This window comes from Burkholderia sp. 8Y (assembly GCF_902506145.1).
Taxonomy (GTDB): Bacteria; Pseudomonadota; Gammaproteobacteria; order Burkholderiales; family Burkholderiaceae; genus Caballeronia.
This window is the reverse complement of the sequence record NZ_LR733544.1, coordinates 1-22,911: the sequence shown is the minus strand read 5'-3', so window position 1 is coordinate 22,911 and position 22,911 is coordinate 1. Positions and strand designations below refer to the sequence as shown.

The 22,911-nt window shown below is 61.2% G+C and carries 29 protein-coding genes and 1 pseudogene; 2 read left to right on the top strand and 28 right to left on the bottom strand.

Features of this window, described 5'->3' with window-relative positions; translation table 11 throughout:
- Positions 1–8 precede the first annotated feature (8 nt).
- From GV035_RS27130 to GV035_RS27085, 11 genes are all read right to left on the bottom strand, one after another.
- A complete protein-coding gene (locus tag GV035_RS27130; RefSeq protein ID WP_159838898.1) occupies positions 9–923 on the bottom strand; it encodes a hypothetical protein in 915 nt (304 codons plus the stop codon).
- 109 nt (positions 924–1,032) lie between these two features.
- The gene (locus GV035_RS27125) at positions 1,033–2,058 is read right to left on the bottom strand and encodes an ATP-binding protein (RefSeq protein WP_159838896.1); all 1,026 of its coding nucleotides are present in this window, start codon (positions 2,056–2,058) and stop codon (positions 1,033–1,035) included.
- A gap of 266 nt (positions 2,059–2,324) precedes the next feature.
- A complete protein-coding gene (locus GV035_RS27120) occupies positions 2,325–3,824 on the bottom strand; it encodes a hypothetical protein (RefSeq protein ID WP_159838894.1) in 1,500 nt (499 codons plus the stop codon).
- 104 nt (positions 3,825–3,928) lie between these two features.
- Complete coding sequence (locus GV035_RS27115) at positions 3,929–4,387, bottom strand: hypothetical protein (RefSeq protein WP_159838892.1); 459 nt, start codon at positions 4,385–4,387, stop codon at positions 3,929–3,931.
- Positions 4,388–4,614: 227 nt separating this feature from the next.
- Positions 4,615–5,076: a hypothetical protein gene (locus GV035_RS27110; protein WP_159838890.1), complete on the bottom strand. Its 462-nt coding sequence runs from the start codon at positions 5,074–5,076 to the stop codon at positions 4,615–4,617.
- Entirely contained in the window at positions 5,073–5,471 is a 399-nt protein-coding gene (locus tag GV035_RS27105; RefSeq protein ID WP_201304079.1) for a hypothetical protein, read from the bottom strand. The genes GV035_RS27110 and GV035_RS27105 overlap by 4 nt, the downstream gene beginning before the upstream one ends.
- 105 nt (positions 5,472–5,576) lie before the next feature.
- Positions 5,577–5,861 (bottom strand): hypothetical protein, encoded by a 285-nt coding sequence (locus GV035_RS27100; protein WP_159838888.1) that lies wholly within the window; start codon positions 5,859–5,861, stop codon positions 5,577–5,579.
- Positions 5,862–5,896: 35 nt separating this feature from the next.
- The gene (locus GV035_RS27095; RefSeq protein ID WP_159838886.1) at positions 5,897–6,358 is read right to left on the bottom strand and encodes a glycine zipper 2TM domain-containing protein; all 462 of its coding nucleotides are present in this window, start codon (positions 6,356–6,358) and stop codon (positions 5,897–5,899) included.
- A gap of 97 nt (positions 6,359–6,455) precedes the next feature.
- Positions 6,456–6,590, bottom strand: coding sequence for a hypothetical protein (locus GV035_RS29800; RefSeq protein ID WP_268892297.1), 135 nt, complete (start codon positions 6,588–6,590; stop codon positions 6,456–6,458).
- Positions 6,591–6,707: 117 nt separating this feature from the next.
- Positions 6,708–6,956 carry a hypothetical protein gene (locus tag GV035_RS27090; RefSeq protein WP_159838884.1) on the bottom strand — a complete coding sequence of 83 codons (249 nt, stop codon included), beginning with the start codon at positions 6,954–6,956 and terminating at the stop codon, positions 6,708–6,710.
- A 273-nt stretch (positions 6,957–7,229) separates the two neighbouring features.
- A complete protein-coding gene (locus GV035_RS27085) occupies positions 7,230–8,726 on the bottom strand; it encodes an EAL domain-containing protein (protein WP_236572876.1) in 1,497 nt (498 codons plus the stop codon).
- Between the two features lie 754 nt (positions 8,727–9,480).
- On the opposite strand from GV035_RS27085, the gene GV035_RS27080 reads away from it, so the two are divergent.
- Positions 9,481–9,786, top strand: coding sequence for a hypothetical protein (locus GV035_RS27080; protein ID WP_159838882.1), 306 nt, complete (start codon positions 9,481–9,483; stop codon positions 9,784–9,786).
- A 251-nt stretch (positions 9,787–10,037) separates the two neighbouring features.
- Here the strand turns inward: GV035_RS27080 and GV035_RS27075 are convergent, their stop codons facing one another.
- Complete coding sequence (locus GV035_RS27075; protein WP_159838880.1) at positions 10,038–10,223, bottom strand: DUF2934 domain-containing protein; 186 nt, start codon at positions 10,221–10,223, stop codon at positions 10,038–10,040.
- An 87-nt stretch (positions 10,224–10,310) separates the two neighbouring features.
- Complete coding sequence (locus tag GV035_RS27070) at positions 10,311–11,390, bottom strand: alpha/beta fold hydrolase (protein ID WP_159838878.1); 1,080 nt, start codon at positions 11,388–11,390, stop codon at positions 10,311–10,313.
- A 114-nt stretch (positions 11,391–11,504) separates the two neighbouring features.
- On the opposite strand from GV035_RS27070, the gene GV035_RS27065 reads away from it, so the two are divergent.
- Complete coding sequence (locus GV035_RS27065; protein WP_201304078.1) at positions 11,505–11,834, top strand: hypothetical protein; 330 nt, start codon at positions 11,505–11,507, stop codon at positions 11,832–11,834.
- Positions 11,835–11,891: 57 nt separating this feature from the next.
- Here GV035_RS27065 and GV035_RS27060 read toward each other — a convergent pair whose 3' ends face one another.
- From GV035_RS27060 to GV035_RS27005, 15 genes and pseudogenes are all read right to left on the bottom strand, one after another.
- Positions 11,892–12,974 carry a hypothetical protein gene (locus GV035_RS27060; RefSeq protein WP_159838876.1) on the bottom strand — a complete coding sequence of 361 codons (1,083 nt, stop codon included), beginning with the start codon at positions 12,972–12,974 and terminating at the stop codon, positions 11,892–11,894.
- A gap of 111 nt (positions 12,975–13,085) precedes the next feature.
- Entirely contained in the window at positions 13,086–13,919 is an 834-nt protein-coding gene (locus GV035_RS27055) for a PRTRC system ThiF family protein (protein ID WP_159838874.1), read from the bottom strand.
- Positions 13,916–14,572 (bottom strand): PRTRC system protein A, encoded by a 657-nt coding sequence (locus GV035_RS27050; RefSeq protein WP_159838873.1) that lies wholly within the window; start codon positions 14,570–14,572, stop codon positions 13,916–13,918. Before GV035_RS27050 ends, GV035_RS27055 begins: the two co-directional genes overlap by 4 nt.
- Before the next feature lie 2 nt (positions 14,573–14,574).
- Entirely contained in the window at positions 14,575–15,300 is a 726-nt protein-coding gene (locus tag GV035_RS27045) for a PRTRC system protein B (protein ID WP_159838871.1), read from the bottom strand.
- Between the two features lie 13 nt (positions 15,301–15,313).
- Positions 15,314–16,303, bottom strand: coding sequence for a PRTRC system protein F (locus tag GV035_RS27040; protein WP_236572874.1), 990 nt, complete (start codon positions 16,301–16,303; stop codon positions 15,314–15,316).
- A gap of 41 nt (positions 16,304–16,344) precedes the next feature.
- Positions 16,345–16,560: a hypothetical protein gene (locus GV035_RS29640; RefSeq protein WP_045463750.1), complete on the bottom strand. Its 216-nt coding sequence runs from the start codon at positions 16,558–16,560 to the stop codon at positions 16,345–16,347.
- Positions 16,553–16,798 carry a PRTRC system protein C gene (locus GV035_RS27035; protein ID WP_159838867.1) on the bottom strand — a complete coding sequence of 82 codons (246 nt, stop codon included), beginning with the start codon at positions 16,796–16,798 and terminating at the stop codon, positions 16,553–16,555. Before GV035_RS27035 ends, GV035_RS29640 begins: the two co-directional genes overlap by 8 nt.
- A 9-nt stretch (positions 16,799–16,807) precedes the next feature.
- Complete coding sequence (locus tag GV035_RS27030; RefSeq protein ID WP_159838865.1) at positions 16,808–17,302, bottom strand: PRTRC system protein E; 495 nt, start codon at positions 17,300–17,302, stop codon at positions 16,808–16,810.
- 96 nt (positions 17,303–17,398) lie between these two features.
- Positions 17,399–19,075: a PRTRC system ParB family protein gene (locus GV035_RS27025; protein ID WP_159838863.1), complete on the bottom strand. Its 1,677-nt coding sequence runs from the start codon at positions 19,073–19,075 to the stop codon at positions 17,399–17,401.
- 179 nt (positions 19,076–19,254) lie between these two features.
- Positions 19,255–19,587 (bottom strand): hypothetical protein, encoded by a 333-nt coding sequence (locus GV035_RS27020; protein WP_236572870.1) that lies wholly within the window; start codon positions 19,585–19,587, stop codon positions 19,255–19,257.
- Positions 19,588–19,701 (bottom strand): annotated as a pseudogene (locus GV035_RS30000) (DUF7673 family protein); the annotation flags it as partial. It lies immediately after the preceding gene.
- 5 nt (positions 19,702–19,706) lie between these two features.
- Complete coding sequence (locus GV035_RS27015) at positions 19,707–19,949, bottom strand: hypothetical protein (protein WP_159838859.1); 243 nt, start codon at positions 19,947–19,949, stop codon at positions 19,707–19,709.
- Between the two features lie 331 nt (positions 19,950–20,280).
- Positions 20,281–20,526, bottom strand: coding sequence for a hypothetical protein (locus GV035_RS27010; RefSeq protein WP_159838857.1), 246 nt, complete (start codon positions 20,524–20,526; stop codon positions 20,281–20,283).
- Entirely contained in the window at positions 20,526–21,083 is a 558-nt protein-coding gene (locus GV035_RS29875; protein WP_328699816.1) for a helicase-related protein, read from the bottom strand. Before GV035_RS29875 ends, GV035_RS27010 begins: the two co-directional genes overlap by 1 nt.
- A gap of 29 nt (positions 21,084–21,112) precedes the next feature.
- A complete protein-coding gene (locus GV035_RS27005; RefSeq protein WP_328699815.1) occupies positions 21,113–22,702 on the bottom strand; it encodes an SNF2-related protein in 1,590 nt (529 codons plus the stop codon).
- Between the last annotated feature and the right edge of the window lie 209 nt (positions 22,703–22,911).

The window sequence follows — 22,911 nt, the reverse complement described above, 5'->3', positions numbered from 1 at the left end:
ACGCCCCCTTACGCGACGAGGCGCAGTTGGCTTGCACCGGCCGACTCGACTTCCATCGGCTCCGGCTGCATGCCCATGAACGCGGCCATCAGCCCTTCGATCTCCTGTGCCTTGCTGGCCACCTGAGAACGAAGCACGCGCGAATCCTTCAACTCCGCCCCCGTGTGCACGGCCAGATGCGTCTTGGCCTGCTCGAGGATGTGCGTGAGCTGCGGGTCGTTCGCGAAGTTCAGCTTCGGCAGCAAGGCGCAGAGTTCGCGCACATTGTTGGCCACGTCCAGCCGGACGTTGCCGGTCGCGTACAAACGATTAGCCATCTGCGAGACGGCTTCGTACAGACGCCGCACCAAGTCCTCGTTCGCGGTCGTGATGGAAGCCAGAACGTGCTGGTCCAACTCGCTCCTGAGCGTGTTGAGCACGTTCGCCGGAAGCTCGACGCCGAACTGACTGGCATCGGGGAACGGCAGAACCGCCATCTTCACGCCGAACTTCGTGGACAGCTCGGCGAGGGTCGGATAGTCCGCCTCGTTGAAAAGTCCGTTCAGTTCTTCGCGAGCCGCCTCCTTGAGATTCAGGTAGTCGGTGAGGAACACGGAAACCGCCAAGTCGAACTCGTCTTTTAACGAGCGCATTTTTTCGGCGAAGTCCATGTAGACCATCGTCGGCAGCAGCCGCACTCCCAACTGATCGTACTTCAGCGTGTGGTCGTAGAAGTACGAGCGGATGCGGCCGGCGAGCGTCACGACTTCTGCGAAGCTCGGCGCGTGCTCGGGCAGCAGGCGTTTGTTGAATCTGCCGATGCCCTTTGCGTGGTGCTTACTCTCGACTTCCTGCGTCACCTTGCCGTCGAAACGGCGGGCGACCCATGTGGAAATCGTGACCGAGCAGAGCATGACCTTCGATTGGATGGAAGTGATGTCCATGAGAAAACCTCGTAGAAATGGAATGGATCAAACAAAGAAAAAGGCCCTGCGCGTCCGAAGACGCAACAGGGCCAACATGGGTGAAGCTGAGAAAGGGGGTATTGCTTGGTTACTCGCCGCGGATGATCTTGCCGATCTCCCCGCCTTGCGCGCCAATGAATGCATACGAGTTCTGGATCTTCGGCCAGCGTTGGACAGCGTCTCGCACGAGCAGCGCCGCAAACTCGCGGTGGCCTTCGCCGATCAGACGCTCGGTGTAGCGCACGACGCGATCGAAGTTGTTCTCCGTCGCCCGTGCGGCGAGCGCCGCTGCGATTGCGTACAACGCCGAGGGCGTCGACGGGATCATGGCCGTGTCGGGCGCGAGAAGGATCGCGTCCGGATTCGGCAGTTCGCGGAAGATCTGAAGGAACGCGACCAGTTCCGTCGCGGCCCCCTCTCCAACCGAACCGGCGTAGGAGATGTGCTCCAGGTGCTTCGGCACGACGTCCATCGTCTTCGCGACGAACCCCCAGCTACGCGGGCTCGGTGCGTTTTCGATATCGCGCGACGTCTTCTGCACGGACAGCAAGTCCGGGCGGAAGCGCAGGAACGCGATGAGCGCGGGCGGGATGTTTTCGCGCACGGCCCACTGCGTCCAGTCGTCGATGGTCGGTTCGAGCTCGACCACCGTGGCGAAACGCGAAATCACCGGATCGAGAATCCCCGAGACCCCAGCGTTGTCGGTGCGGCGGTTCGTGGCCGCGAGAAACGTCACCTGCGGCGGCAAGACGTGCTCGCCGACGCGCCGCGCGAGCAGCAATTGCATCTTCGCGGCTTGCACGGCGGGCGAGGCCTGCCCGAGGTCGTCCAGAAACCAGATCAGCGGGCGTCTGGCGGTCATCGCGCGTTCCAAGTCCCCGAACGGCAGGAACTTGGCGGTCGTGCCATCGGGCGAGGGAAACGGCAACCCTTTCGAGTCGGTCGGATCCTCGACAACCGGGTGGCTGATCAGCAGTTCGTGATCAGTCGCATGCGCGGTCTGTTCGATGATGTCGCTCTTGCCGATGCCGGGGCGGCCAGTGATGAGCACCGGCAGACGCTTCGGCACGTACAGCGAGAGGAGTTCGGTGAGTTGAGCGGGCGTGACTTTCATGATGGCTTCCAAAGAGAAGCCCCATAAAGACTACGCCCGTAGGGACGTGGTCCCTTAGGGGCAAGATATGAAAAAGCCGGCTCGAAGCCGGCTGGGTCGATGCGTCAGTGACGCGGGTGATAGATGCAGTGTAGGGGCCGTGCGGTCAGTCAATCCGTGCAAAGGTCACTAATTAATGGTGCCTTAAGCCATCCCGACGGCCAGCGTGACGAAAAAAACCCGGCACGTAGCCGGGTTGGTAGAAAGAGAATCAGCTTGCGCGCTGTTCAAGCGACACGCGCATACGCGAGTGTGCCGTCGTTCGCGCGAAGCGAGACCTGCAGATTCCGGACCGGGTCAGCGAGCGCATAACGCACGCTCGCTCCTTGCCGCACGTCCGCGATCTGCGTAAAGCCTTCCGCGATCGTTCGATCCACCCACTCTGCACCGGTCAGCACAGCACCGTCTGCTGTGCGAACCCGAGACATCTGGGCTGCCTCGCGAGCACGCGCAACCTCGCGGGCGACGCGCCTTGCCTCGCGTTGGGAAACCGACAACGCCTCCCACTCTGCTTGCTGAACGGCGTCCATGCCTGCCAGTTGGAAAACGCCCCGGCGTCGAGCCGCTGCGCGAACACCGATGAGCTTGATGCCGAACACCTCACGGACCGCTTGCTTAGTCGCCCGGTTAGCGTCGTCTGGCCTATCCAGAATGCTGAGCAGATGGGACATGTCGGCCGTCTGCACTGCTTTCGCAAACTCGTTGGCGAACGTGTGCGTATGCCTACCGTGATCGACGATGGCCAGTTGCGAGTCGAGCTGGAAGCGGCGTGCGCTGATGCTGCCCGACTTCCGTGCCTGCTCCAGTTCCGCCAGCCGGTTGTCCCGCACTCTATCGGCGAGCGTACGCCGCAGCACTTCCGCGAACTGGCAGGTTGGCAGGCCGACATCGACGGGCTTCAGGTACGCCTCAGGCAAAGGATGCGCTTCGAGAATGCCCTTCGCGTACAGCAAGTCGTCGACTTCGACCGTGGTTGCCGAGTTCGGGACCAGACCCATTAACATCGCGAGCAGCGCGGCATTGTCGGAGGTGATCGCCTGCTTCGAATGACGCATCACCGTTGCGAGCGGCACGAGCTTCGCAAGCGGCAACGCACCACGCAACTCCGGCACGGCGAGAAGCGGCTTGGCCCATTGCAAGTCGGAATCGAACTTCGACAACGAAGCGTAGTCATCGATCACCGCCTGCGGAACGGGCTTGCCCGCCGCGAGCGCGTAGGCCACATGAACCTCGTGCCGACCGTTGCTCTGCCGGTTGTCCAGAAGCGGGCCCGCGTAACGGAACCCGAACCGGCGCTGCGACTCGTCTTGCAGCAGCTCGAATAGGTCTAGCCCGCGACGGCCGGTTTTCGCCGCCTCTTCGTTGGCTTGCGCCATCTGATCCGAGGAGAACAAATACAGCGGCTCCCGCGCCAGATCGAACGCCAGATAGAGCAGTTGCCAGTGCTCGCGCCGGATTTGCCACGCTTCGAGCGCGGCGAACGACGGTCTGAAGTAGGCCGCGTCGATTTCGTCGATGAGCGACAGGAACAGGCTTGTCGCCGTCCCGGGCCGACGAACAGTCAGTGTGCCGTTATAGCGAGTCACGGATACGGAGTGGCTGACGAACGTGAGTGAGATCTCTGCCGCGTCGACTGCTGCGACGCTCGCGTCTTCTCGCAGGAAACGGAGCACTTCGAGCATCGTACGGAAGGAATGGGCGGAGCCCGAGAAGGAAAGCTGATACATGGTCGATTGCCTCGGAGAAATTGCGGGCAATCGCTCCCTGTCGGGTCGATGCGCGGCAAGGGTTAAGTGCGCCGAAACGGGCGCGGATAAGAATTGAGAAGCGATTACGCCGCGTCGATTAGACGGGCGATCACACGAGCGAGCGACCACGCGTGGTCAGTCGAAAAAACCTTCGCGCGGAGCAACGGCATGATCGCGTAGGTGCGGTCAAGCGAGTCGCTAAGCTGCGGTCGGCTGATGAAGTCGACATGAATGAGCCATCCCTCGCTGTTTCCGATGCACACGGAAACAGAGATTCGTTCGTATGACGACGGCTCGGGCCACGGCCTGCTGTGGCGCGCTCCGTACATGGCTTCGTTCGCGTCGTCCTGCAGGCTTGCGTGACAAAGCCACTCCGGTTCGAGCTCCGTTCCGCGCACGAAGCGGCACAGATCCTGGAAGACCTGATCGACCGTTTTGCCGTCGGTGTCCAGACGGGCGACTGACCTGATATCGACTACGCCATCGACGCCTATACCGTTGCTGACAGCGCCCGACAGCACATCGGCGTTTGCTTGAGACATAACCAGCTCCTGAAATGAAAAACGCGCCGAAGGCGCGCTAGAAAAGGAAGTCGAAAAAAAACCGCACCCCAAAGGGTGCGGTCTTGTCTGTGGACTCAGCTTGCGCTGTGTCGAATCATTTGCCCCACTCGCGTTCGCGATCCCGCTTTTCCCCATTGTGATTCGTCCACAAGAAGAACGCGGAAATGACGACCGAGAAGCCAAAAACAACCAAGCCAGTTGTCATATTAATCTCCTTTCATGCATCGAAAGCCTACGTACCATAGTAACACTGCGCCGCCCGCCTGTAGCGCGACGGAACCGACAAGATTCCAGCTAAAGGACGTGGCGGAATGCACGGTTGCGGCTGCACTGACGATCGCAGCAGCTGACAAAGTGTGGAGCAGCTGCCCATTTTGCTGACGTTGCCCTTTCGTCGGAGACGCGATCGAATCCACCAATCGCTTCAAGCGTGATCCGTTCCCGGTGGGAACTGCCACTTCCCAGTTACTGCCGTCGGCGCGTATCTGCAGGGTGTGCCCGTCGTAGTCCATCGTGAACACCGGCGGACACTCCGAGCCATTCATCGCTTCGAGTAACGCTATTAGACGCGGCGGCAGGAACACAGCGCCCGTCACTGTTTCGACTGATGCTGTCTCCGTGATAGTCAAACCACAGCTGTATTCGACTTTCACCTTCGCCAGTTTCATCGACGACCTCCGCACTTCAAGTCAATGCCGCCAGCCAAACGCAGGCCGTCCAGCATCGCTCGATAGCCCGCGGGCGTCTCAAGTTGCGTCAGGGCGACGTGGTTCTCGCCACCGCCCGTGAGGTCGGAGCGGCCGCGCCGGGTTCTGAAGCACACCGCAACACCTGAACCACCTTGCCGCTCGAGCACGTCGACAAACAACGTCTCCGTGCGCAACGACACCCGTACCGCAGAACTGCCGCGACGCGTATCGGTGACGATCTCGTGCGCATGCGCCGGAAGACGCAAGTCCTGGGCGACGCGTCGCAGAACGCGCGCCGCATGACGTTGCAGAGCCGCTTTCGCGCCGGCATTGGCACTACTGCGGTCCGCATAGAACACTCGGAAAAATTTCATGATTGCCTCATTGCAGACGAGGCAGGTCCCTTGCGGGGAGCCTGCCCCGCAAGGGTTGGCGCGGTTTTCACCGCGCATTCAGAAGATACGTACTGCGATGCCCGATTAGAGGAATCGCGCCTTGTAAGCGTCGAGCGCAGGCTTCAAGCGTTTGAAGCTAGCGTCGCCGTAACCGTCGCTGAGCCGCCCAACCTCGGCGAACATAGCCGGCCGCGCGCCCAACGGACTGAACTCGGGGTGAGACACGATCGCCGCGAACTCATCCACGTCTCCTGCCTGCGCAGCAACTTCCACCGGGAGCATCCCGTAGAGGTTTTTGCCGTTCACGTCGTTGGCCGAGGGATTCCAGCCCGTCGTCTGCCCGTGGGCGATCAATTGATAGTGGTTCATTGATAACTCGTCAGATGGTTGCGGCGATTCGCCGGTTAGTGGGTGATCCGGTAGCCGGACCCGTTCGAGACAAGGAAAACCTGCTGTCCGGGCGCGAACTGCTGGTCATCGACCTGCGTCACGACAACGGTTTGGCCGTTGGCGCGTCGAAGGAAGACTTCCACGCCGGTGTGGCGAGACATCACGGAACTGACACGCTGTGCGATCAGCCCCGAAGCGGAGCCTGACAACGCACCTGCGATGTAGCGGCCGCGACCATTGCCGATGACTTGCGAGCCCAGGAAGGCACCCGCTGCTGCACTGACGATGGAGGAAATGCCCGACGAGTCGGAATTGCTCTCAATCGTGATCGGACGCACGCGCAGGATGGTTGCCTGCTCGAATTGCCCGATGCGTTGAACGTCGTAGCGCTGATAGGTGTTCGGCGAACCGAAGTCTGCAGTGGCGCAGCCAGTTAGAACCGAAAGAAGCAACACGGAGCAGAGAAACTTGCACATGGATCACCTGAAATGAAAGCGGGGCAATCCATTCCCGAAGGGCTGGTTGCCCCAAAGGGAAGAGGAAGGAGAAGTACGCAGCGGCAAGCTGCGCGAATCAGTGGGTAACCGAGGCGATTGTCGTCGAGAGCGACACGACGACAACGAGAAACGACAGCATCTTCCAGGCTTCAGCGTCCTGCTTGGCGTACCAAGCGAGGCTGCTGAGAGCGTGTTTGAGCGTCGGAAACAAGGGCAACTCCTGACAAAGGTAGGAGCCGCCCTCGATGGGAGGCTCCCATCAAGGAAAGATTTCGACCTGAAGAAACGGCGTCCAGCGAACTGCACTGGACGCGTCATTTACGAAGACCTACGAGGCGGTATGGCTGAGGTGATGCAGTCTGACACGGCCGCTTTGCACCAAATGCCGTTCGGCTTGATGGTTGAGCGAATAGTCCCAATCCACCGTTGCTGTGCCGTCGCTCCACACCGAATGAATGCGTCCGGTGTAAAGCTGCGGCGGGCTGGCGGCCTCGACGTCTTGACCGACCACACGCTGATTCGCCATGAAACCGTTCTTGCTGGAAACTTTGACGACAGGTGCGAGATTGCGAGACATAGACAACTCCAAAAAATAATGGGAGCTGTCTCCCGGAGGGATAGGCTCCCAACGGGACGAAAAAAGGCGACCAACGAGGGTCGCCAGAAAATTGCCGTCATAGACGGCTGGAGAGAAGATGGTCCTCCAGCACGCTGGAGGGGTAGGTCGATGCGCAAAAGCGCGGGGAATGACGCTAGTCTACGGAGCCGAGAAGGCGATCAAAACGCGAAAGCTACGGATTTCACTATGCCTTTTTTCTTTTCCGCCACTCTGGACGGTACGCGCCACGCTTCAAAACGTTGTCGCTACGTCGCGCAGCTGCGCCAGTTGCTTCGCCCTCACCGGCCGCTGGTACAGGTAGCCTTGCGCGAACGGCACTCCGACCGCGTGCAGCGCGGCGTGCTGGGATTCAGTCTCGACGCCTTCGGCGATGACCTCCAGTCCGTAATGCCGCGCGACTGAGACTATGCCCCGGACGAGCTCGGCGCCGCCTTTGTCCACATCGGTTACGAACTGCCGATCGATCTTCACATAGTCGAACGGGAACCGGCCGAGCAGATCTAGATTGCTATGCTCGGTCCCAAAGTCGTCTATCGCAAACTTCACTCCCTTGGCCTTCAGTGCGTTGAAGGTGGCGGCGGTGTGCGCGCTCTTGCTAAGCAGGAACCGTTCGGTCAGTTCGAGGACAAGACTGACGCCAGCCGGCAACTCAGCGGTCAGCGCGTCCATCTGAGCAACAAAGCCTCTGCGTTCTAGGTCGCGCGGCGCGACATTGACAGCGATGCGTAGGGGGACCGCCGCGGGCCGCTGGCCCATCTCCGCAACCGCCGTTTCCATAACGAACTGCGTGACCGGCCCAAGCATCTCGCTCGATTCCACTGCCGCCATAAACGAAGCTGGATTTATTGCGCCTAATCTCGGGTGCTGCCACCTCAGCAGAGCCTCGACGCCGACCGGCATTCGGTCGGCCATTGCAATGATCGGCTGATAGACAACGTGGAATTCGTTGCGGCGAAGCCCTTCTTGCACGGCCTTCAGCACCAGCCGCCTCGGGGCAAAGGTGAGCAGGTAGAGCGCTGCAATTAGGCCGTCAAGCAGCAGCCCGACCGCTAGGCCTGCGACCCTATACTTCCAGTGCATGCTAGAAATGAAGCGATCAGAGGACGACACGAGAATGGCAAAGGGCCATTTCCGCGACTCGGCCCGCGTCGTGTATGCGCTCAGCGGTGCCGCCGCTCCCACGTACGCGCCACTCGCGGTGATGCGTCCAGTGTCCCCTACCAACAGTGAAGCGGTATGCGCCCCGTATCGGACGCCGTGCGCCAGCGCGTCCGTGAGGTAATCGCCCTCAACCACCGACAGCACGCCGGTGCCGGGGGCCGTCCGGTTGAAGATCACGAGCACCGGCACGCCTGGCTGGTAGCGTGTTTGCCCCATCAGACCAATGCTGTCCCCACTGCCCGGTGCGAGCGGGTAATTTGCGAGTGGAACGTCGACTTGGCCGAGCGCGGAAGAGCAGTAGAGGCGGTCGCCAGAAACCAGCGCGATTGCGCGGACGTACAAGACATAGGTCTCGAGATTAGCCAATGTCGCGGCGACCCGGCTGCATGGTTTGCCGGCGAGCGACGCGAGTTGATTGCGTCGTCGCGAGGTGACGGTGTCCAGGATCTTGTCGATCGACTCGACAAGGTCACGACCGATCAGTTGTTCATGGTCCGCTACTTTGACCGCCGCCGCATGGTCGCCGAATACAGGAGCGGCGATTGTGACCGCAACGCCGAAGAGCATGCAAAGGACCAACGACAGGCGCGCGGGCGTGCGATAGATCCGGCTAGGCATATGCATCACCCGGCGTCTTTTGCAACACAACCCGATCGCCCCGCGCCGGGAGTTTTTCTGATTTCCTCTTGCCGTAGATCAATTGATTGCTTCTCCGTTGGATCGGCCCGACTGTGCGTGCACGCAACGCCGGGCGCCGTTGTTGTTTTCCAGGGACAGGAAAGACATCAACGTCCTGACGGTTCCCTATGCTCCAAGACAACCGCCAGACGTAAATAAGTACCAGATGATTATCGGCAGTGTCAGCGTTTACTGAAAAAGCGAACGCTTATGCGGGGTGCGACCTGCCGCCGATCTTGAGAGCCCGTACCGTTCGCTTGGGGCAAAAAAAAGCGCCTGCTCCATTTCTGGAGAGGCGCTAAAGGATCCGTCAGCCTACGAGGGGCCGGTGACGAACCTGAGAGAACGGTAGTGTAACAAGCCGCTGCCGCGCCGAACGTGTAAAACGGCGCATAAAGCGGCGCGATCTTACGGCTTTCGTCTTAGAAAACGCTTAAAGAAAGGCCGATGCAAGTGCATCGGCCTAAAGACGCGTCCGCCGGGGGAGCGGATACGAGAGAGAGATTCGACTATAACGCGGCGCGCAAACGTTTGCTCAGACATTTTACTGTTTCCATCCGCCAGCGTCCGAAAACGCCCCCGTGGCCCGGCACGGTATATGCGAGGAACGGCGCCACTCACGAAAACTACAATCAGACCAATCATGAAAAAGCGTCTCTCGGGAAGCGCGGCTGTCGCGCAGATAAACCTGCCCAAACGTACGGCGCGTGATGCGGAAGTGGAACTGTCGCACCTCGAAACGGTGTTTCGGTCACTGTCTCCCTCGACCACCCCGGCCGTTTTCGGTCCCGTCTACTGGCGCTCGCGCGTGGCTGCGCTGGATCGTCACTACATGCTGCTGGTGCCCCAACGGGCGCGCCTCGCAGCGCTGGCACGCTCAATCGACGAGCTGGAAACCGCCCTCGCGGCCGCTGGACTGTCGACGGATCGCCTTCGCGTAGCGGCATAGGAGGTGGCGGCATCGCCGGATGCGCCTCGCGCCTTTACTTTGCGCTGTAGCTGCGAAGATGAATCAAGCTCACTCGATTCTCTTCGCCATGCTCCAAACCATCGACCTGTCCTCGCTGCGCACTACCCGCCCGTCCTTCCATCCGGCCCGGGCGCGTGATGTCGTCGCTCACTCCCGCGGTGTCTGACCTGCTCGCGGCCGTACAATTTCGAATAAAGCGATCGCCGTTGGCACCCGACTTGGGACGAGCGCTATTCCGAAGCTGGGGTGTTACCGGTGGGCTCACGCCGAGTCGCCGTTCCCATTCCGGGTTCGCTCGCTAATTGTCGCTGCGCCTCCTCCCAGAATTCGTCAGACCGGCCTTCCGGACGTCCTGCTTCTTCCCAAAGTAGATGCGCCAGCATGCGGATATGATCTTCAGGAATGGGTGATGTCATGACTCGCTCCCCATAGCGTATGGTCTCAGCTGAGCGTGCCGCCACGCTGGCTTCCTTCTCGCGCCGAAACTTTCCGTACAAGTTCCTCTATTGCGTCGCTATATTCTTGCCCTCCTCAAGAAGCCCGACGTGCCCTGCGGGCGAGATCATAACTAGGTCGGCATTCGGCACAAGGTCTCTCATTTGCGCACCAGCTTCTGGTTTGGTAATGCGGTCGGCGTCGCCCGCAATAATGCGCGTTGGCACGGAGATCGTTCGCGGAGTTTCGTCCTCCCGCCAGCGAAGTACGGCACGCAACCCCTTAGCAAGCACTGATGGCTTATCCTTGAGGTTGTACCGGGCAGCAAAGTCTAACTGGCCGCGCGTCACGCCTCGACTAAGCGAACTGATACGATTGACGATATGGCTCGTTCCGTTCACATAGCTCTGCAGATTCATCAGCCACACCAACGGCGAGAGCACGATAGTAAGCAAAACAAGCGGTTCCAGCACCGGCCAACGCAGTAGTTTGAGGAACCCACTTGCGATCACCGTGTTAAGCGGCCACGTGTGAGTTGTGTCAACAAGGACGATGCCGTTGACCTTCTTCCTGAGCAGGTCTGGACGCAGCCGGCACAGTGTCAAGATCATCATCCCACCGATGCTATGACCGACGAGAGTCACCGGCTTGTCGCCCGCCTCGTCTATCACGCGCACGAGGTCCTCGGCAAGGCGCTCCACGCTGTAGCGACCGTCGCTCGGTTGGGCCGACAGACCGAGCCCCGGTAAGTCCCAAAGGATGAGCCGATATCGTGCCGACAAATGCTTTCGCACGTAGTACCACGCCGTGCTGTCGAGTGCCCAGCCGTGAGTCAGGATGATTGTCGGTTTCTGCGCTGATCCTTCGGACTCAACGTGCAGTCGCGCTCCGTCGGCAGCTCTGACGTCTTTGGCGTTCGGGCTTCGGGTTGACTTAGGCTCGTCGTCGCCTCGGGGGTAGAAAAGGAGCACGAGCGAACGGCCGAACGCTGACCAGACCAGCATTGCAATGCCTGAGACGAGCCAGCCCGTTGCGACAAGGGCGCCAACATACCAAGACCAGACAATATATATCCCGCTCATCAGCAGAGCGAGTGAGAACAGTCCTGCTAAGGTTCCCAGCAGAAACGGGAGCGGCATTAGGTACATGGTTCGTCATCCGTCAGTAGTGGTAACTCGGTCACTGGGGCATCAAGAGGTCGCCATTAGCAGTCGCGATACCTGAATGACAGGTGGCTCCCTGACGTCGCGCCGCGCCTTCTTTTGCCTGAACTGGTGGCCGACGTCGCGCGTGCCAAGGCCGCGGCCAGTGAGCGCCAAACCATCGAGGCGCAGATTCCGGCGCACCTGTTTTTCACGTCAGGCTTGCCGACGGTGCGCCCGACGCCCGACGAAGCCCGGTTGCTCGCGAGCGTGCGCCGCCGCGTCGCCCAGACAGTCGGTATAGAGGTCGACCACACCAGCGCCACGGATGTCATGCGCCGGTACGACGAACTGCTGGCACAGCGGCAAGGCGCGCCCTCGGCTGCCGACGCAGATGCCAACACACCCGCAGCCGTGTCAGTCCCGGCGCAAGCGAGCTTCGCCTTCTAGCGGGCGAAAAAAAACCACGCCCCGGAAACCGGGAGCGTGGCGTTGATCAAAACAGCACTAGGCGAGACAGAGCGAGAGCTGAACGTCCGCGGAGAAGAAGGCCGCATCCGGCTGGGCACCCGCACGCGCGACAGGCACCTCCCACTGGAGTTGCGCATCGCTGAACGAACCGAGGCCGTACAGCAGCCGGTCCGTGTCTTCGCGATTGAGCAAGTCGCCAAACGCGAAGCTGAACGAAGCCGGCGCAGATGCGCCTTCGGCCACGAGACCGAGCGTTTGTGCAAGCTCGTCAGCGCGGCGAACCCGCCACTCCTCCGTGCCCTCCGGCGCACGCGTGACAGTGATGCGCGTTGCCGCTGGCGCTTGCGGCGCGTCGCTTAAGGCGTCGCGGAACGCGGGGATCGCCTTTTTGGCGAAGCCTGGCGTTTCCATCTCCACCGGATACGCGACTTCGGTGATGAAGGAGCCGACCGCGCTGTATTGCCAGCCAGCATGCCGCCAGGGCGCCGCTCCCATTGCGACCAATACATTGTGCTGGTCGATGGAATGACACCGCACCTCGGGCATCCGCTCCATCGCCGTCTTCGTGATGGACGGTATCGGCACCTCGATATGCGCGGTCCCACAGTCGTACTCCTTGAGCACCCGCCAAACGCTCAGCGGGCCGCTGTTCCCATAGATCGCGAGCAGCAGGTCGATGTCCGCGTGCAGCGAAACGCTCAAACTGCCGCCGACCAACTCATCGGTACGAGACTCGAACCCCGCCCGAATCAGCGACAACCGGACATCGTCCAACTGCGACTCAGGCACCGCCGAGTAGCACGATGAGCCGACCGACAGATCAACCGCCCGGTCCCGAAGAAGCGTGGGCTTGGCGAGTTCACTTCTCCAACTCGCGATGTAGTTCTCGGGCCGGATTGATCCATTGCGGCTTCGAAGCATCCCGCCCTCACAACTGGTCGCATGCGAGAAGATGCGGCGCATGACCTGCGCATAATTGCCCAGCGCCACTGCCGACCAGTGGTCGGTATGCGGATAGACGTTTGATTCGTAGCCACGCTCGAACAGCGCGTAGATCCACTCGCCGTCGGCCTTTTGCATTGCGCCTGCGCGCTTGCCCGTCAAAACCGAAGAACCCATGTTTTGCTCCATTTGTACGCGGAGCAGCCCCAACGGGCTGCGTACCCGCTGGGATGTGAAAGAGGAAAGCCGACCCCTTGCGGAGGTCGGCAGTGATGGAACAACGACAAACTAGGCAGCGAGCTTGGACTTTCGGCTTTTCCTCGCCTTCTTCACAGGCGGCTTCGGTACTTCGTACCCAAAGCGCGCCCACGCGGCCGCATCCAACGGAATCGGATTTGTGCGCCCCGTTGCGAGGTTCACAAACACGCCCGAGAACGGCACAGCGCCGGTTCGAAACATGGTCCAGAGCATGTTGAACGCTTGGACCGCGATGGCCTGATTGATGACCAGCGACTGCTTGCGCAGCGCCTCGGCCATCGAACAGGACGGGGTCTCGTCTTTCGCATCGAGCTTCGCGTCAATCAGTTCCGGAAACAATTCGCCCACATGCGGCAGCCGTTCAGGATGTTTCAGCGCGTAGCTCTTGCTACAGACTTGACCGATGACAACTTGGCCGCGATCCGTGTCGTTGCCGCAGTCGAGGTAGTACGCCCCCGTGTGTTGGGCGGCGCCAACAATCGCGGCCCGAGCGGCCCGCGTATCGACGCAGCCGATCACGAGATCGACGTTGTAGAGCGGCTCGCCCGGACCGAATCGCCGGGTTTCCGCCCGCCAGTTCGTGCCCATCAGTGCGTTTAGCCGATTGACGATAAGCGAGGCTTTGTACTCGCCCACGTCGTTCGGATAGAAGCCCTGCCGGCCGACGTTGGTCGGGCTGACGGTGTCGTCATCAAAGACGGTGCAGTCGATGCCGCCCGGGTGGCCCAGTTCCAGCATCGCGTGGTGCAGCCGCGCCAAGCTCGGGAGCACCGCACTTCCGGTGCCGCCCGCGCCTACTACGACCACATTCCAGCTCCGCTCGAGCATCCGCGAAGGAAGTTGATGTCGGATGGACCCGTTCATGCAACCTCCTGCGCGCGAGCCGCCGCGTACCAACTGCTCGGCACGCGCTCGACGTTCTCGAAGATGCCTTTGGCGCACAGCCGCATCGCCATACTTGGCACCGACGACGCGCAGTTGCCGACGACGAAGGCGAACTTTGTCTCGTGTCGGTCATCTTCGTTGTCTGTCGGCGAGAAGTACGCGGGATGCGCGCCATGCGAATGGCAGTCGATCACCCGCAGTTCGCTTGGCAGAAGATCCGGCCGCTCGTACTTCAGCGACCCGGTCCCCTGCGACAGCACCTTCACAGGCGCGAGGCGAAACTGCTTCGTCTCGACGTTCCAGACGATCCACGCACCGGTTTCCAGCGGATGCGCGGCGCGCGCCATTGCGACGAACTCGCCGATCAACTCGGACGGCACCGCACCACAGCGCAACTCCGTCGACTCGGCCACTTTCCCGTACGGGATCGCGGTCAGGACTGTGTAGTGCGCAATGCGGCGAACGACCGAGAGCCACGGCAGATCGATTTCTAGAAAGATACCGTTCTCGCCGATCAGCAGCCGCTCACCCGCCGCTAGCATTGGCGCGACCGGCTCACGCCGGGGCACCATGACAGTCGGAAACGAGCGTTGTAGCGCGGCATCCGCAGGATTCAAAGCACCAGCATTCATCATCAAACTCCTTGTTTGCCGGCGATCAGCTCAGCGAGGGTAAGGTCCATAGGGACGAGCGCGTCTTTCGGGAATTGCTCGCCGTACTTGCCGTCGAGCATTTCCTTCCAGAAAGCGAATTCACCATTGGGATGCGAAACACGTTTGTTCCCGTGGTTCGGGTGCGTGAAGGCCGATTCGAAGAATCCGCCCTCCCATCCGCCGATCGACTCGATATCGATGCGCTTAGGCACATGCGCCGAGCCGATGCAGATCCGCCCCCAGTCCCAGGTGTTAAAGTAAGGCGGTTCGTGCAGCTTCGATTCAGGCGTTGGCCGGCTGTCTTCCTGCAGCGCGAACACGGAAAACCCGCTCGAGGCGGCACGGAACACCAACCCCGGATGCGGGACTACCGCACTGCGCCGCCCGATCTCCTGACAATCGAAGAAGACTCTTCGCATCGCCGGTCTGCACCACCACATCACCGCCTCTTGCGACACTGCGAGCACCGTCTCAGGCAGAAATTCCGCCTTCGGTGCAGCGTTTTGAGCCAGCTCACGCAGGCAGTCAACAAGCGCCATGCGGTCGATCGGCCTTCCGGCACCGATCGTCGCCCAGCCGCTCTTGCCCTGCATCACCGGATGGACGGTGCCGTAGACGGCGCTGCGGTCCTGACGGCCGTACAGCAAGATGGCGCTGATCGCCGCGAGTTCGTCGACGCGGTCGGAGCCAATATCAAGCCCTTTCATACATAACTCCTCGTTATGCCGCGAGACCCGCGATGACGCGGTCCAGTTGGCCAAGAATGGATAATCCCTGCGACCAGTTCGCGTACTGCTTGCGGATGGCGTCAGGCGTAGAGGTAAGCGGCGTAAAGCCGAGGTAAGTCGTGCCGTCGCCGGCGCTGGCGAGGTACTCGTAGTGCGAATCAAGTACATCGCCGACGCGGCTGTCGTTTTGCACGGTGAGCGTGGCGGCTGCATATGCGCAGCGGGGCCGATACTCGCAACCGAAGAGGTCGCGGTTGCCGACCCGCTGCAGCATCAGCGAGAGCTTTTCAAGCTCCGCGCAGATGCGACGCGTGCGCCCGGAGGTGAAGCGCTGAAGCCGCCTAAGGGCCGCGACGCCAAGCGCCCGTTGAGGTAGATAGCGTCGGCTCTTAGCGTTCCAGCGGTAGACGTCCATGTCGTCCGGACAAAGCTGCGGACGCACAACGGAAGGGAGGTAATGCTCGATCTCCGCTTCGTCGTCGCCGAACCGGTCCGTCAGCATCTCGCGCGCTTCCTCATCGGTTGCGTTCGAGTCGCCATCCCAGAACCAGGATGCGAATTCCCCAAGGAACTCGTCCGGCGTCCGAACCCACATCGTGCGTCCGGCTGCACGATTGATCAGCACCATCGCTGTCGACACCAACCGTGGATGAACATTGCGAAGCTCGGCGGCACGTCTGCCGATCTCGAAGATGCTCTCCTCCGTTATCTCGATGCCGAGATAAACGGGCGAGGTCGGATTGAACTCGCTGCTGTCCTCCTGATACTGGACAACGTCTTGCACCGCCTGCACGTCGCACAGCACGAAGTCAAAGCCAAGGCAGTCCAGACGCGGCGTATGACGCTTGGCCCACGCAAAGAAACCGTGGGCAAGCGCGTCACCCGCGCCTTTGAACTCCGGTACGTCGCGCGGCCTCAACACGCCCGAGTTGAACTGGGCCGCGATGAGGCTGGCGACATCCTTTTCGGCGTTCCAACGCATCACTGCGCGCGTTTTGACGTCCGAGCCGATGGCCGGGAGGCTTAGAAAATCATTGGGAGTTCGACGTCGGGCAGCGGAAGCGCGTCGCGGTTGCCAAGGCTCTCCCGAGACAGCGACTTCTGCACCAGACGGGCGAGGATCGAAGAGCATTGCTCGATCTCCTTGTCATGAAAAAAAACCGCCCTTCCGGGCGGTTGCTGATGAGAAAGAGCCAAGTCCGGATCGGACAAGGCTTTAAGGAGGTCGCGCTTACGCATGGGCGCGGCGGGCCGTAATTGCACCCTTGGCACCCTTCGCACCGGCCGCACGCACGAACGTGAAGCGCATGACTTCGCCTTCCATAGCCGGTCCGTCGATGGCCGCGGTGGTCAACTCGGGGTACTGCGCGGAGTAGAGATCGCGAACATCGTCGGGCGAGAAGGTCGGGCCTGGATCGGGGAACGTCACGCCGTTGTAGACGAACTCGCGAGTGAGCTTCGCAACTGAGATAGCCATGTCTGCTCCTTAGTCGAAAAGCGATGCGAGGTTAGTCCCGGTGCTAGCCGGTTCCGCCGAGGCCGGAACGGTCGACTGCTCGAAAGCGGTGCTTTGCTCTTTTGCGTCGTCGCCGTCGTTGACGCTATCGTCAGCGTCATCGTCGTCGGTCTGCGACTGCCCGCTCGATCTGCTGGGCGCAGGCAGAGCAGGCTTGCTGCCGCCTTTGGCCAGCGTCTTGGTCGCTTTCGAGACTTGCGTCGTCTTGGCGGCCTCGAGGATGGCGGTAGTCGCAGCAACTTGCTCGGCGAGCGACGCGTGCGCGCCCGTATAGGCCGCGAGCGCGTCGACGAAACCCCCTTCCAGCTCGGCCGCCGTTGCCGTGAGCGCGAGCGGCTGGAGCATGGCGGCGTCTTTCGCAGCACCCTGCGGCATGACGCAGACAATCATCTCGTCGCCCTTCATCTGCAAGGACAACGTGAGCTTCGTGCAGTGACGCAGAAGCGGTTCAATAGCTACAAACATGGAAAAACTCCTGAAAAAGAAAAAAGACCGCCATCCAGAGGGAGGCGGTCTATCAAGGATGGAAACTTGCAGTCGATGCGCGGGCGAGCCGCGCGTTTAGAACTCGAGCACCTTCGGGATCTTGCCCGTGTAGTCGAAGCCTTCGACGGCCAGAAGCGCGTCGATGACCTCGGACTTGGACTTGCCGAAGACCTTTTTGAAGTTGTCGCCGAGCGCCGCACGAATGCCGAGTTCGTCAGCGACCACCATCATTTCCGACTTCGTGATCAGTTCGAGAAACTCCTTGCAGAGTTTCCAGTGCTTCGCGAGATCGAGGTGATGGTGCTTGCAAAGACGCGTGAGGTGCTGGACGTCGAGGCCTTGAATCGCGGCGACCGTGACGCCCGTAACGGCATGAGCGATTTGCGCGTCGTTGGCAACGGTGGAAGCCGCAGCCGCTTTCGAGACGTCGCCAGCCGGGATCTGCTCTTGCGTGAGCTTTTCCCAGATGCCGGACAGCGTCTTCTGATCGACGCAGCGCATCTGGTCGGACAGCGCGATCGCAACGAGATATCGCTGAGCCAGCGCGGGATCGGCTCCCACCTCGCGGCGCAGGGCTTTTCGCCACAACGCCACGCGATAAGCTTTGATCCTGTCCGACTCAGCCACCACCGTCGCCGGCGGATTGCTCGTCGTCGATGGCGCGGACGAACCGGCCGCGCCCTTCGCTGCTGTGGGCGACGCTTTCGCGCCTCCCTTGGCTGCCTCGGGCTTCGGCTGCGTCGCGGCTTTCACCGCTTGCAGTTGCGCCGCCACCATCTTCATGTTGCAGACGGTGTCAAAGCACTGGCCGCGATAGACCTTGCCGATCGAGTCCGGCAGGCCGCTCACCGCCGCGCCGTAGTTCTGGCACGCGTGACAGGCCTTTGCCTGCTCTTCGCCGACGCCCTTCGGGCCGTCGACGGCGAGTTGCACGCGCGTGTGGTTGTCGCCAGCACGCACGATGCGCACGACCGGATATTCGTCGCGCAGGCCAGTGGCCGTCGCTTCGAGCATCTTCTCGGTCTTCTCGTTGTAGCAGGTGCGGTTCGTACAGTTTCCCGTACCGATGGATTCGCCGAACATCTCGCCCTGGGTGGACGAGTTGTGCGGGCATCCGGCGCAGTCGGCCTTATCGAAGATCGCGGCCGCCAACGAACAGGCGACCTGTTCGATGGTTTTCTTGACCTCCGCCACTGCCTTACCCTCCTTAATGATCACCGGCAGCAGCTTGTCCTGCGTCTCTTTCGGGAGCGCAGCAAGCAGCTCGGCGTGACCGAGGAGGATCTGGCGCGTGCTGAGCGCATCAAGCACAGGCGTGCTGCAGTTCATCAGCGCAAGGCGCTTATCCAGCGTCGCACGCGACCAACCGAATATGCGCGCGACTTCGTCTCGATCGCCCTTGCACAGCCCGACCTGCTCGGCTGCGGCAATGGCTTCTTCGGCGGGCGACATGTCGGCTCGCTGGATGTTTTCGATGATGGCGAGTTGCTTGGCCTCGACCTCATCGATCTCGCGAACGACGACCGGGATTTCATAGTCCTCGCCGTGCGCCGCGAGCGCCGCCTTGTATCTGCGGCCGCCAGCGACGAGGCTGAAACCTCCGTCGGCGAGCGTGCGCACGATGACGGGCTGGATGACGCCCTTTTCGCGAACGGACGCGGTCAGCTCTTCCATCTCCGCAGCATCGAAATACTTGCGGGGATTGACGCTGACCTGAATGTTCTTGAGAGCGAGAGTAGGTTGTTGCTGCATGACAGGGCTCCTGAGAGGGAACCTGCCCCCTTTGGGAGTGGTTCCCAAAGGGTTGAACAACGTGGGCTGAGTAGGCTCAGCGCGGGGTCGATGCGTCTAAGACGCGGGTGATGGAGCAAAGATAGCGGTTTACTTCGCGAGCATGCCGGGTCAAAGCTCGCAATTTCATAGCGTCTCTCTCACAACCAGCCCGGCCGCGGCTCGTTTTCGTCGGCATCCAACGCTTTTCCGCGAGCCCACGCAAGGCGATGCACTGACACGAGATCGGCCGCGAGACGCTCGGAATCCGCAGCCGAGAACGCGAGGCCAACCGAGCGCACCTCGTCGACCCCAACCGCGAGCCTCACAAAAAGCGTCACGTCTCGATGGCCCTGCGCGTCCTGCTTGCTCTCGTACTGGCAAGAGTAGACGAGGTCTTCCTCCGGATGGGCTTGAGGGCCGCTGCGAGCAATGCCCCAGCGTCTGATGAACGCCTGCCAGCGGGCCTCTCCTTTCGAGAAATAACGCTGCACGTCCACCGCTTTCCTGCTATCGAGCCTCAACACCCGCAGGCAATGCTCAAAGGTGTCGTGGTTAAGTTGGCGAAGGTCCGCCAGGTCAAAAGGGAACTCGTATCCGTTGTACAGGTTTGCTAGAAACCGCGCGACGACGCTTCCCTGACTGGATCGCTCTCGGCGACGTCGACAAGATGAGCAAGCGAGTCGAGTCCCGCGTCGCTGTCCTGGGCGCGTACTTCTGCCGCCCGCTGGGCCGGCGTTGAGCCGCTGCATGCTTTTTCGAAGAAGTCGCTGACAGTTTCCTTGAATGCCTCGGCCAGATGGTCGGGCACCATGAATGTCATTGGTTGCTTATTAAGGTCCGGCGACTTGCTCATGCTTTCTTTCGTTGCGAGTTGGGGGACACTGTCGTTGCACACCGCATTCCCACCAATGAAACACGGAAAAAGGGCGCCGGCAAGCGCCAGCGCCCAAAGACGGCCGGCGCATCATCGGGGGACGCCAACCGCGCAGGAAGCGTATGGAATTTGGGGACTGTACGATGCGGTACACCGAACCATAGCGACGCCTATGGCGAAAACCTGCCGATAGGTGGCCGAACGGTCTCCCAAGCGGGCCGTCGGCAGCCGAAAAAAAACCCGGCCCGGAAGCCGGGTCGGGAGCAAAGCAGATCGGTGGACATGCGGCATCCGAAGATGCCGCTATGTCTCACGCTGGAACGACAGCATCCGGCAGCGAGCGCGACAACAGCGTCGTCACAGCACCGGCTAAAGTCCACTCGCCAAACTGCTGTTCGTGACTCTCGTGCACAAGCCGATCGAGGCACAGCACCTCGACGCCTTCAACCTGCACCTTCCCGAGGATTTTCGCCAGCACCGCGCGATTGGAGCCTTCACGTTTGACCGTGACGACGCGCTCCCCGACCAACACAGACACATTCGAGTCTTTCGGCATTAGGCTGCCTCCTTCAAAAGTTTGCGCATATCGACCGGGGTCTCGGTCGCAAGTAATGCGAGGTCATCCACGAAGCGATCCAGCAGCGAATCCATATGCAGGAACGTCTCGTCCTCGAGTTCCGGCGTCGCCCAGTCCAGTCCCGCCTGTGTCGCGTCACGTTTGTGCGCGACCATCTGGTCCTGATACTCGTCGATGCTGCCGGGCAGGTGGTAATAGATCACCTTCAGCACGCCCTTCCGGTTCCATCGCAGAGCGCGCCGCATCGCCTGATACTCGATGCGCCACGTCCACGAGCGGTCGTAGAAAAGGATGTAGTCAGCATTCGGCAGGTTGTAACCCGCGCGACCCGATGCCTTGGTAGCCATCAGCCCGGTGGCCAGTCCGCCCAAGAAGCGCTTGTCCTTATCGGCCACGCGACGCTTGATCGGGATTTCACCGTGAAATGGCACCGTCTGCACCCCGTTCGCTTCAAGCTCGCGGGCTAAGAGATCGAGCACGCCCGGATTCTCGGCAAACACGATTGCTTGCTTGCCTTCCTCCGCGATCGCTCTCATGCGGGCCACGATTGCGCGCTGCTTGCTCGTCAGCCGCCGATGTACTCGATGCCGTCCATCCCGAACTGCGGATAGTTAGCGGCGAAGTGCACCGCACGGATGCGAGCCAGTATCGTCACGAGGTTGCACGCCTTCTTGTCATCGCGCGATGAGCGATACCACTCAGCAAACTCGTCGGCCGCGCGGAGATAGGCCGCCAAATGCCCTCGGTCCCATTTGACCGTCTCCACCTCAAACTCCGGGGGCTCGATCTTGATGTACCGCGAGACCTCGGGTTCCGCGACAAGCCGCCGCTTAATGTGCGGCGCGAGCATCGCCCGATAGCGATGCAGGTTCCCAATCTTTGGCACCTCGCGTTTCGCCCCATCCTGCAGGCTCTCCGCGAATTCCCACGTAACCCACTCGAGCACCACAAAGTCATCCCTGAACCGATCCACGCCGCGCATCGCGTACTCCACCGAATTGATCCAGTTTTGCTCCAGGTACCCCACGCGGTAGCCATACGGCTGAGCAGCCGTTCCGTCACCACCCGCGAACGCGATCAGTCCGAAGGCATCTCTCGGGTAATTTGGAATGGGACTTCCCGTCAAAACGAAGCGCCGCCGCGCCGAAAGCTGCCAGAGCGCGCGGCTCTGATCGCTCGTCGGATTGGCAAGACGCTCGCCCTCGTCGGCCACCAGGAGGCCAATTCGACGAAGAAGCCGATGTGCGTATGTCACGCGGTGAGACGCGGCCTTGTCGACCGGCATGCGCAGACGCTCATACGATATGAGATTGATGCGCCGCAGATCGCAGAGGTCCGCCGCCGACTCGATCACCTTCACCTGATCGGCCGCGATGGGCAACTGCGCGATCTCCTTGAGCATTTCCTCGATGAGCCGGGACTCAACAACGATGAGGCCGTGTTTCACCCCCGAGACGAGGATCAACGCCAGCGCGAGCCGTGACTTTCCGCAACCCTGCTCCCGCGCGACCACGCAGCCTGTCGGTTTGAGCAGCGTCTCAACCAGATCATCGACCTGAAACTCCCAGTCGAGCCACTGATCGACGCCGAGTGCCTCCACGCGCGCGCGCAGCGCCGCAGCTTGGTCCGGAAAGCGCACGCACAGACCTTCGTGCACGACTTCCCAGCCCTCGCTCACGTTCTCCACGACAAACCGCGCATTGAGCTCGTCGACCGACAGGTGATACGAAACGCCATGCACCGCGTATCGGTATCGGCCGTCAGCCTCGCGGTCGAACTGCACTTCGGCACCGGCCTTGATGAGCGGACTCGCCCAGCGCGTCGCGTCGACCTTGTGGGTCTCCTTCGCGACCCCCGACACGTGGTCTTGCGATCCCGCACCGGTGGTCCAGGCGACGTGCCGCAACGGTACTGACTGTCGCTGGCCGCGTCGCATGCGTCTGCGAAAGTGCTCCATGAAACCGGGTGCAAGTTGCGGCTCCCCGCCTACGCTGCGGATCCGATCAAGCAACTGGTCGAACGCTCGCACCGGGTCGTCCTGCACCAGATACGTTTCCATATCCAGCATGCCCTGCCCAGAGTAGCGAAAGCCACGCGGCAAACGGTGACCGTCGCGCGAGTAGATGCGCTTCACGAGCACCGCATTGAGCACCATCGCCTCGTTGAAGCCACAGGCGAACGACAGGCGAATGCGCCGACCATCGTGCGATACCTTGACCGACTTGTCGCCGGTAACGTAGAGAGCGTCAAGCAGCGCGGCCGGTCAGCGACAACTATTTTGGCCGGTCAACGGGGTAGTTGTCGTTGGGTATCAGGTCATATTTAGCGTGCTCCTCCTTCGTAGTTGTCGTTGCGTGATGGTGT

Bases quoted from the DNA above. Each gene is read 5' to 3' on its own strand.
- GV035_RS27130 (WP_159838898.1), bottom strand. From the start codon at position 923: ATGGACATCACTTCCATCCAATCGAAGGTCATGCTCTGCTCGGTCACG.
- GV035_RS27125 (WP_159838896.1), bottom strand. From the start codon at position 2,058: ATGAAAGTCACGCCCGCTCAACTCACCGAACTCCTCTCGCTGTACGTG.
- GV035_RS27120 (WP_159838894.1), bottom strand. From the start codon at position 3,824: ATGTATCAGCTTTCCTTCTCGGGCTCCGCCCATTCCTTCCGTACGATG.
- GV035_RS27115 (WP_159838892.1), bottom strand. From the start codon at position 4,387: ATGTCTCAAGCAAACGCCGATGTGCTGTCGGGCGCTGTCAGCAACGGT.
- GV035_RS27110 (WP_159838890.1), bottom strand. From the start codon at position 5,076: ATGAAACTGGCGAAGGTGAAAGTCGAATACAGCTGTGGTTTGACTATC.
- GV035_RS27105 (WP_201304079.1), bottom strand. From the start codon at position 5,471: ATGAAATTTTTCCGAGTGTTCTATGCGGACCGCAGTAGTGCCAATGCC.
- GV035_RS27100 (WP_159838888.1), bottom strand. From the start codon at position 5,861: ATGAACCACTATCAATTGATCGCCCACGGGCAGACGACGGGCTGGAAT.
- GV035_RS27095 (WP_159838886.1), bottom strand. From the start codon at position 6,358: ATGTGCAAGTTTCTCTGCTCCGTGTTGCTTCTTTCGGTTCTAACTGGC.
- GV035_RS27090 (WP_159838884.1), bottom strand. From the start codon at position 6,956: ATGTCTCGCAATCTCGCACCTGTCGTCAAAGTTTCCAGCAAGAACGGT.
- GV035_RS27085 (WP_236572876.1), bottom strand. From the start codon at position 8,726: ATGCTCTTCGGCGTTGCGGTCACAATCGCCGCTCCTGTATTCGGCGAC.
- GV035_RS27080 (WP_159838882.1), top strand. From the start codon at position 9,481: ATGAAAAAGCGTCTCTCGGGAAGCGCGGCTGTCGCGCAGATAAACCTG.
- GV035_RS27075 (WP_159838880.1), bottom strand. From the start codon at position 10,223: ATGACATCACCCATTCCTGAAGATCATATCCGCATGCTGGCGCATCTA.
- GV035_RS27070 (WP_159838878.1), bottom strand. From the start codon at position 11,390: ATGTACCTAATGCCGCTCCCGTTTCTGCTGGGAACCTTAGCAGGACTG.
- GV035_RS27060 (WP_159838876.1), bottom strand. From the start codon at position 12,974: ATGGGTTCTTCGGTTTTGACGGGCAAGCGCGCAGGCGCAATGCAAAAG.
- GV035_RS27055 (WP_159838874.1), bottom strand. From the start codon at position 13,919: ATGAACGGGTCCATCCGACATCAACTTCCTTCGCGGATGCTCGAGCGG.
- GV035_RS27050 (WP_159838873.1), bottom strand. From the start codon at position 14,572: ATGAATGCTGGTGCTTTGAATCCTGCGGATGCCGCGCTACAACGCTCG.
- GV035_RS27045 (WP_159838871.1), bottom strand. From the start codon at position 15,300: ATGAAAGGGCTTGATATTGGCTCCGACCGCGTCGACGAACTCGCGGCG.
- GV035_RS27040 (WP_236572874.1), bottom strand. From the start codon at position 16,303: ATGCGTTGGAACGCCGAAAAGGATGTCGCCAGCCTCATCGCGGCCCAG.
- GV035_RS29640 (WP_045463750.1), bottom strand. From the start codon at position 16,560: ATGCGTAAGCGCGACCTCCTTAAAGCCTTGTCCGATCCGGACTTGGCT.
- GV035_RS27035 (WP_159838867.1), bottom strand. From the start codon at position 16,798: ATGGCTATCTCAGTTGCGAAGCTCACTCGCGAGTTCGTCTACAACGGC.
- GV035_RS27030 (WP_159838865.1), bottom strand. From the start codon at position 17,302: ATGTTTGTAGCTATTGAACCGCTTCTGCGTCACTGCACGAAGCTCACG.
- GV035_RS27025 (WP_159838863.1), bottom strand. From the start codon at position 19,075: ATGCAGCAACAACCTACTCTCGCTCTCAAGAACATTCAGGTCAGCGTC.
- GV035_RS27015 (WP_159838859.1), bottom strand. From the start codon at position 19,949: ATGAGCAAGTCGCCGGACCTTAATAAGCAACCAATGACATTCATGGTG.
- GV035_RS27010 (WP_159838857.1), bottom strand. From the start codon at position 20,526: ATGCCGAAAGACTCGAATGTGTCTGTGTTGGTCGGGGAGCGCGTCGTC.
- GV035_RS29875 (WP_328699816.1), bottom strand. From the start codon at position 21,083: ATGAGAGCGATCGCGGAGGAAGGCAAGCAAGCAATCGTGTTTGCCGAG.
- GV035_RS27005 (WP_328699815.1), bottom strand. From the start codon at position 22,702: ATGGTGCTCAATGCGGTGCTCGTGAAGCGCATCTACTCGCGCGACGGT.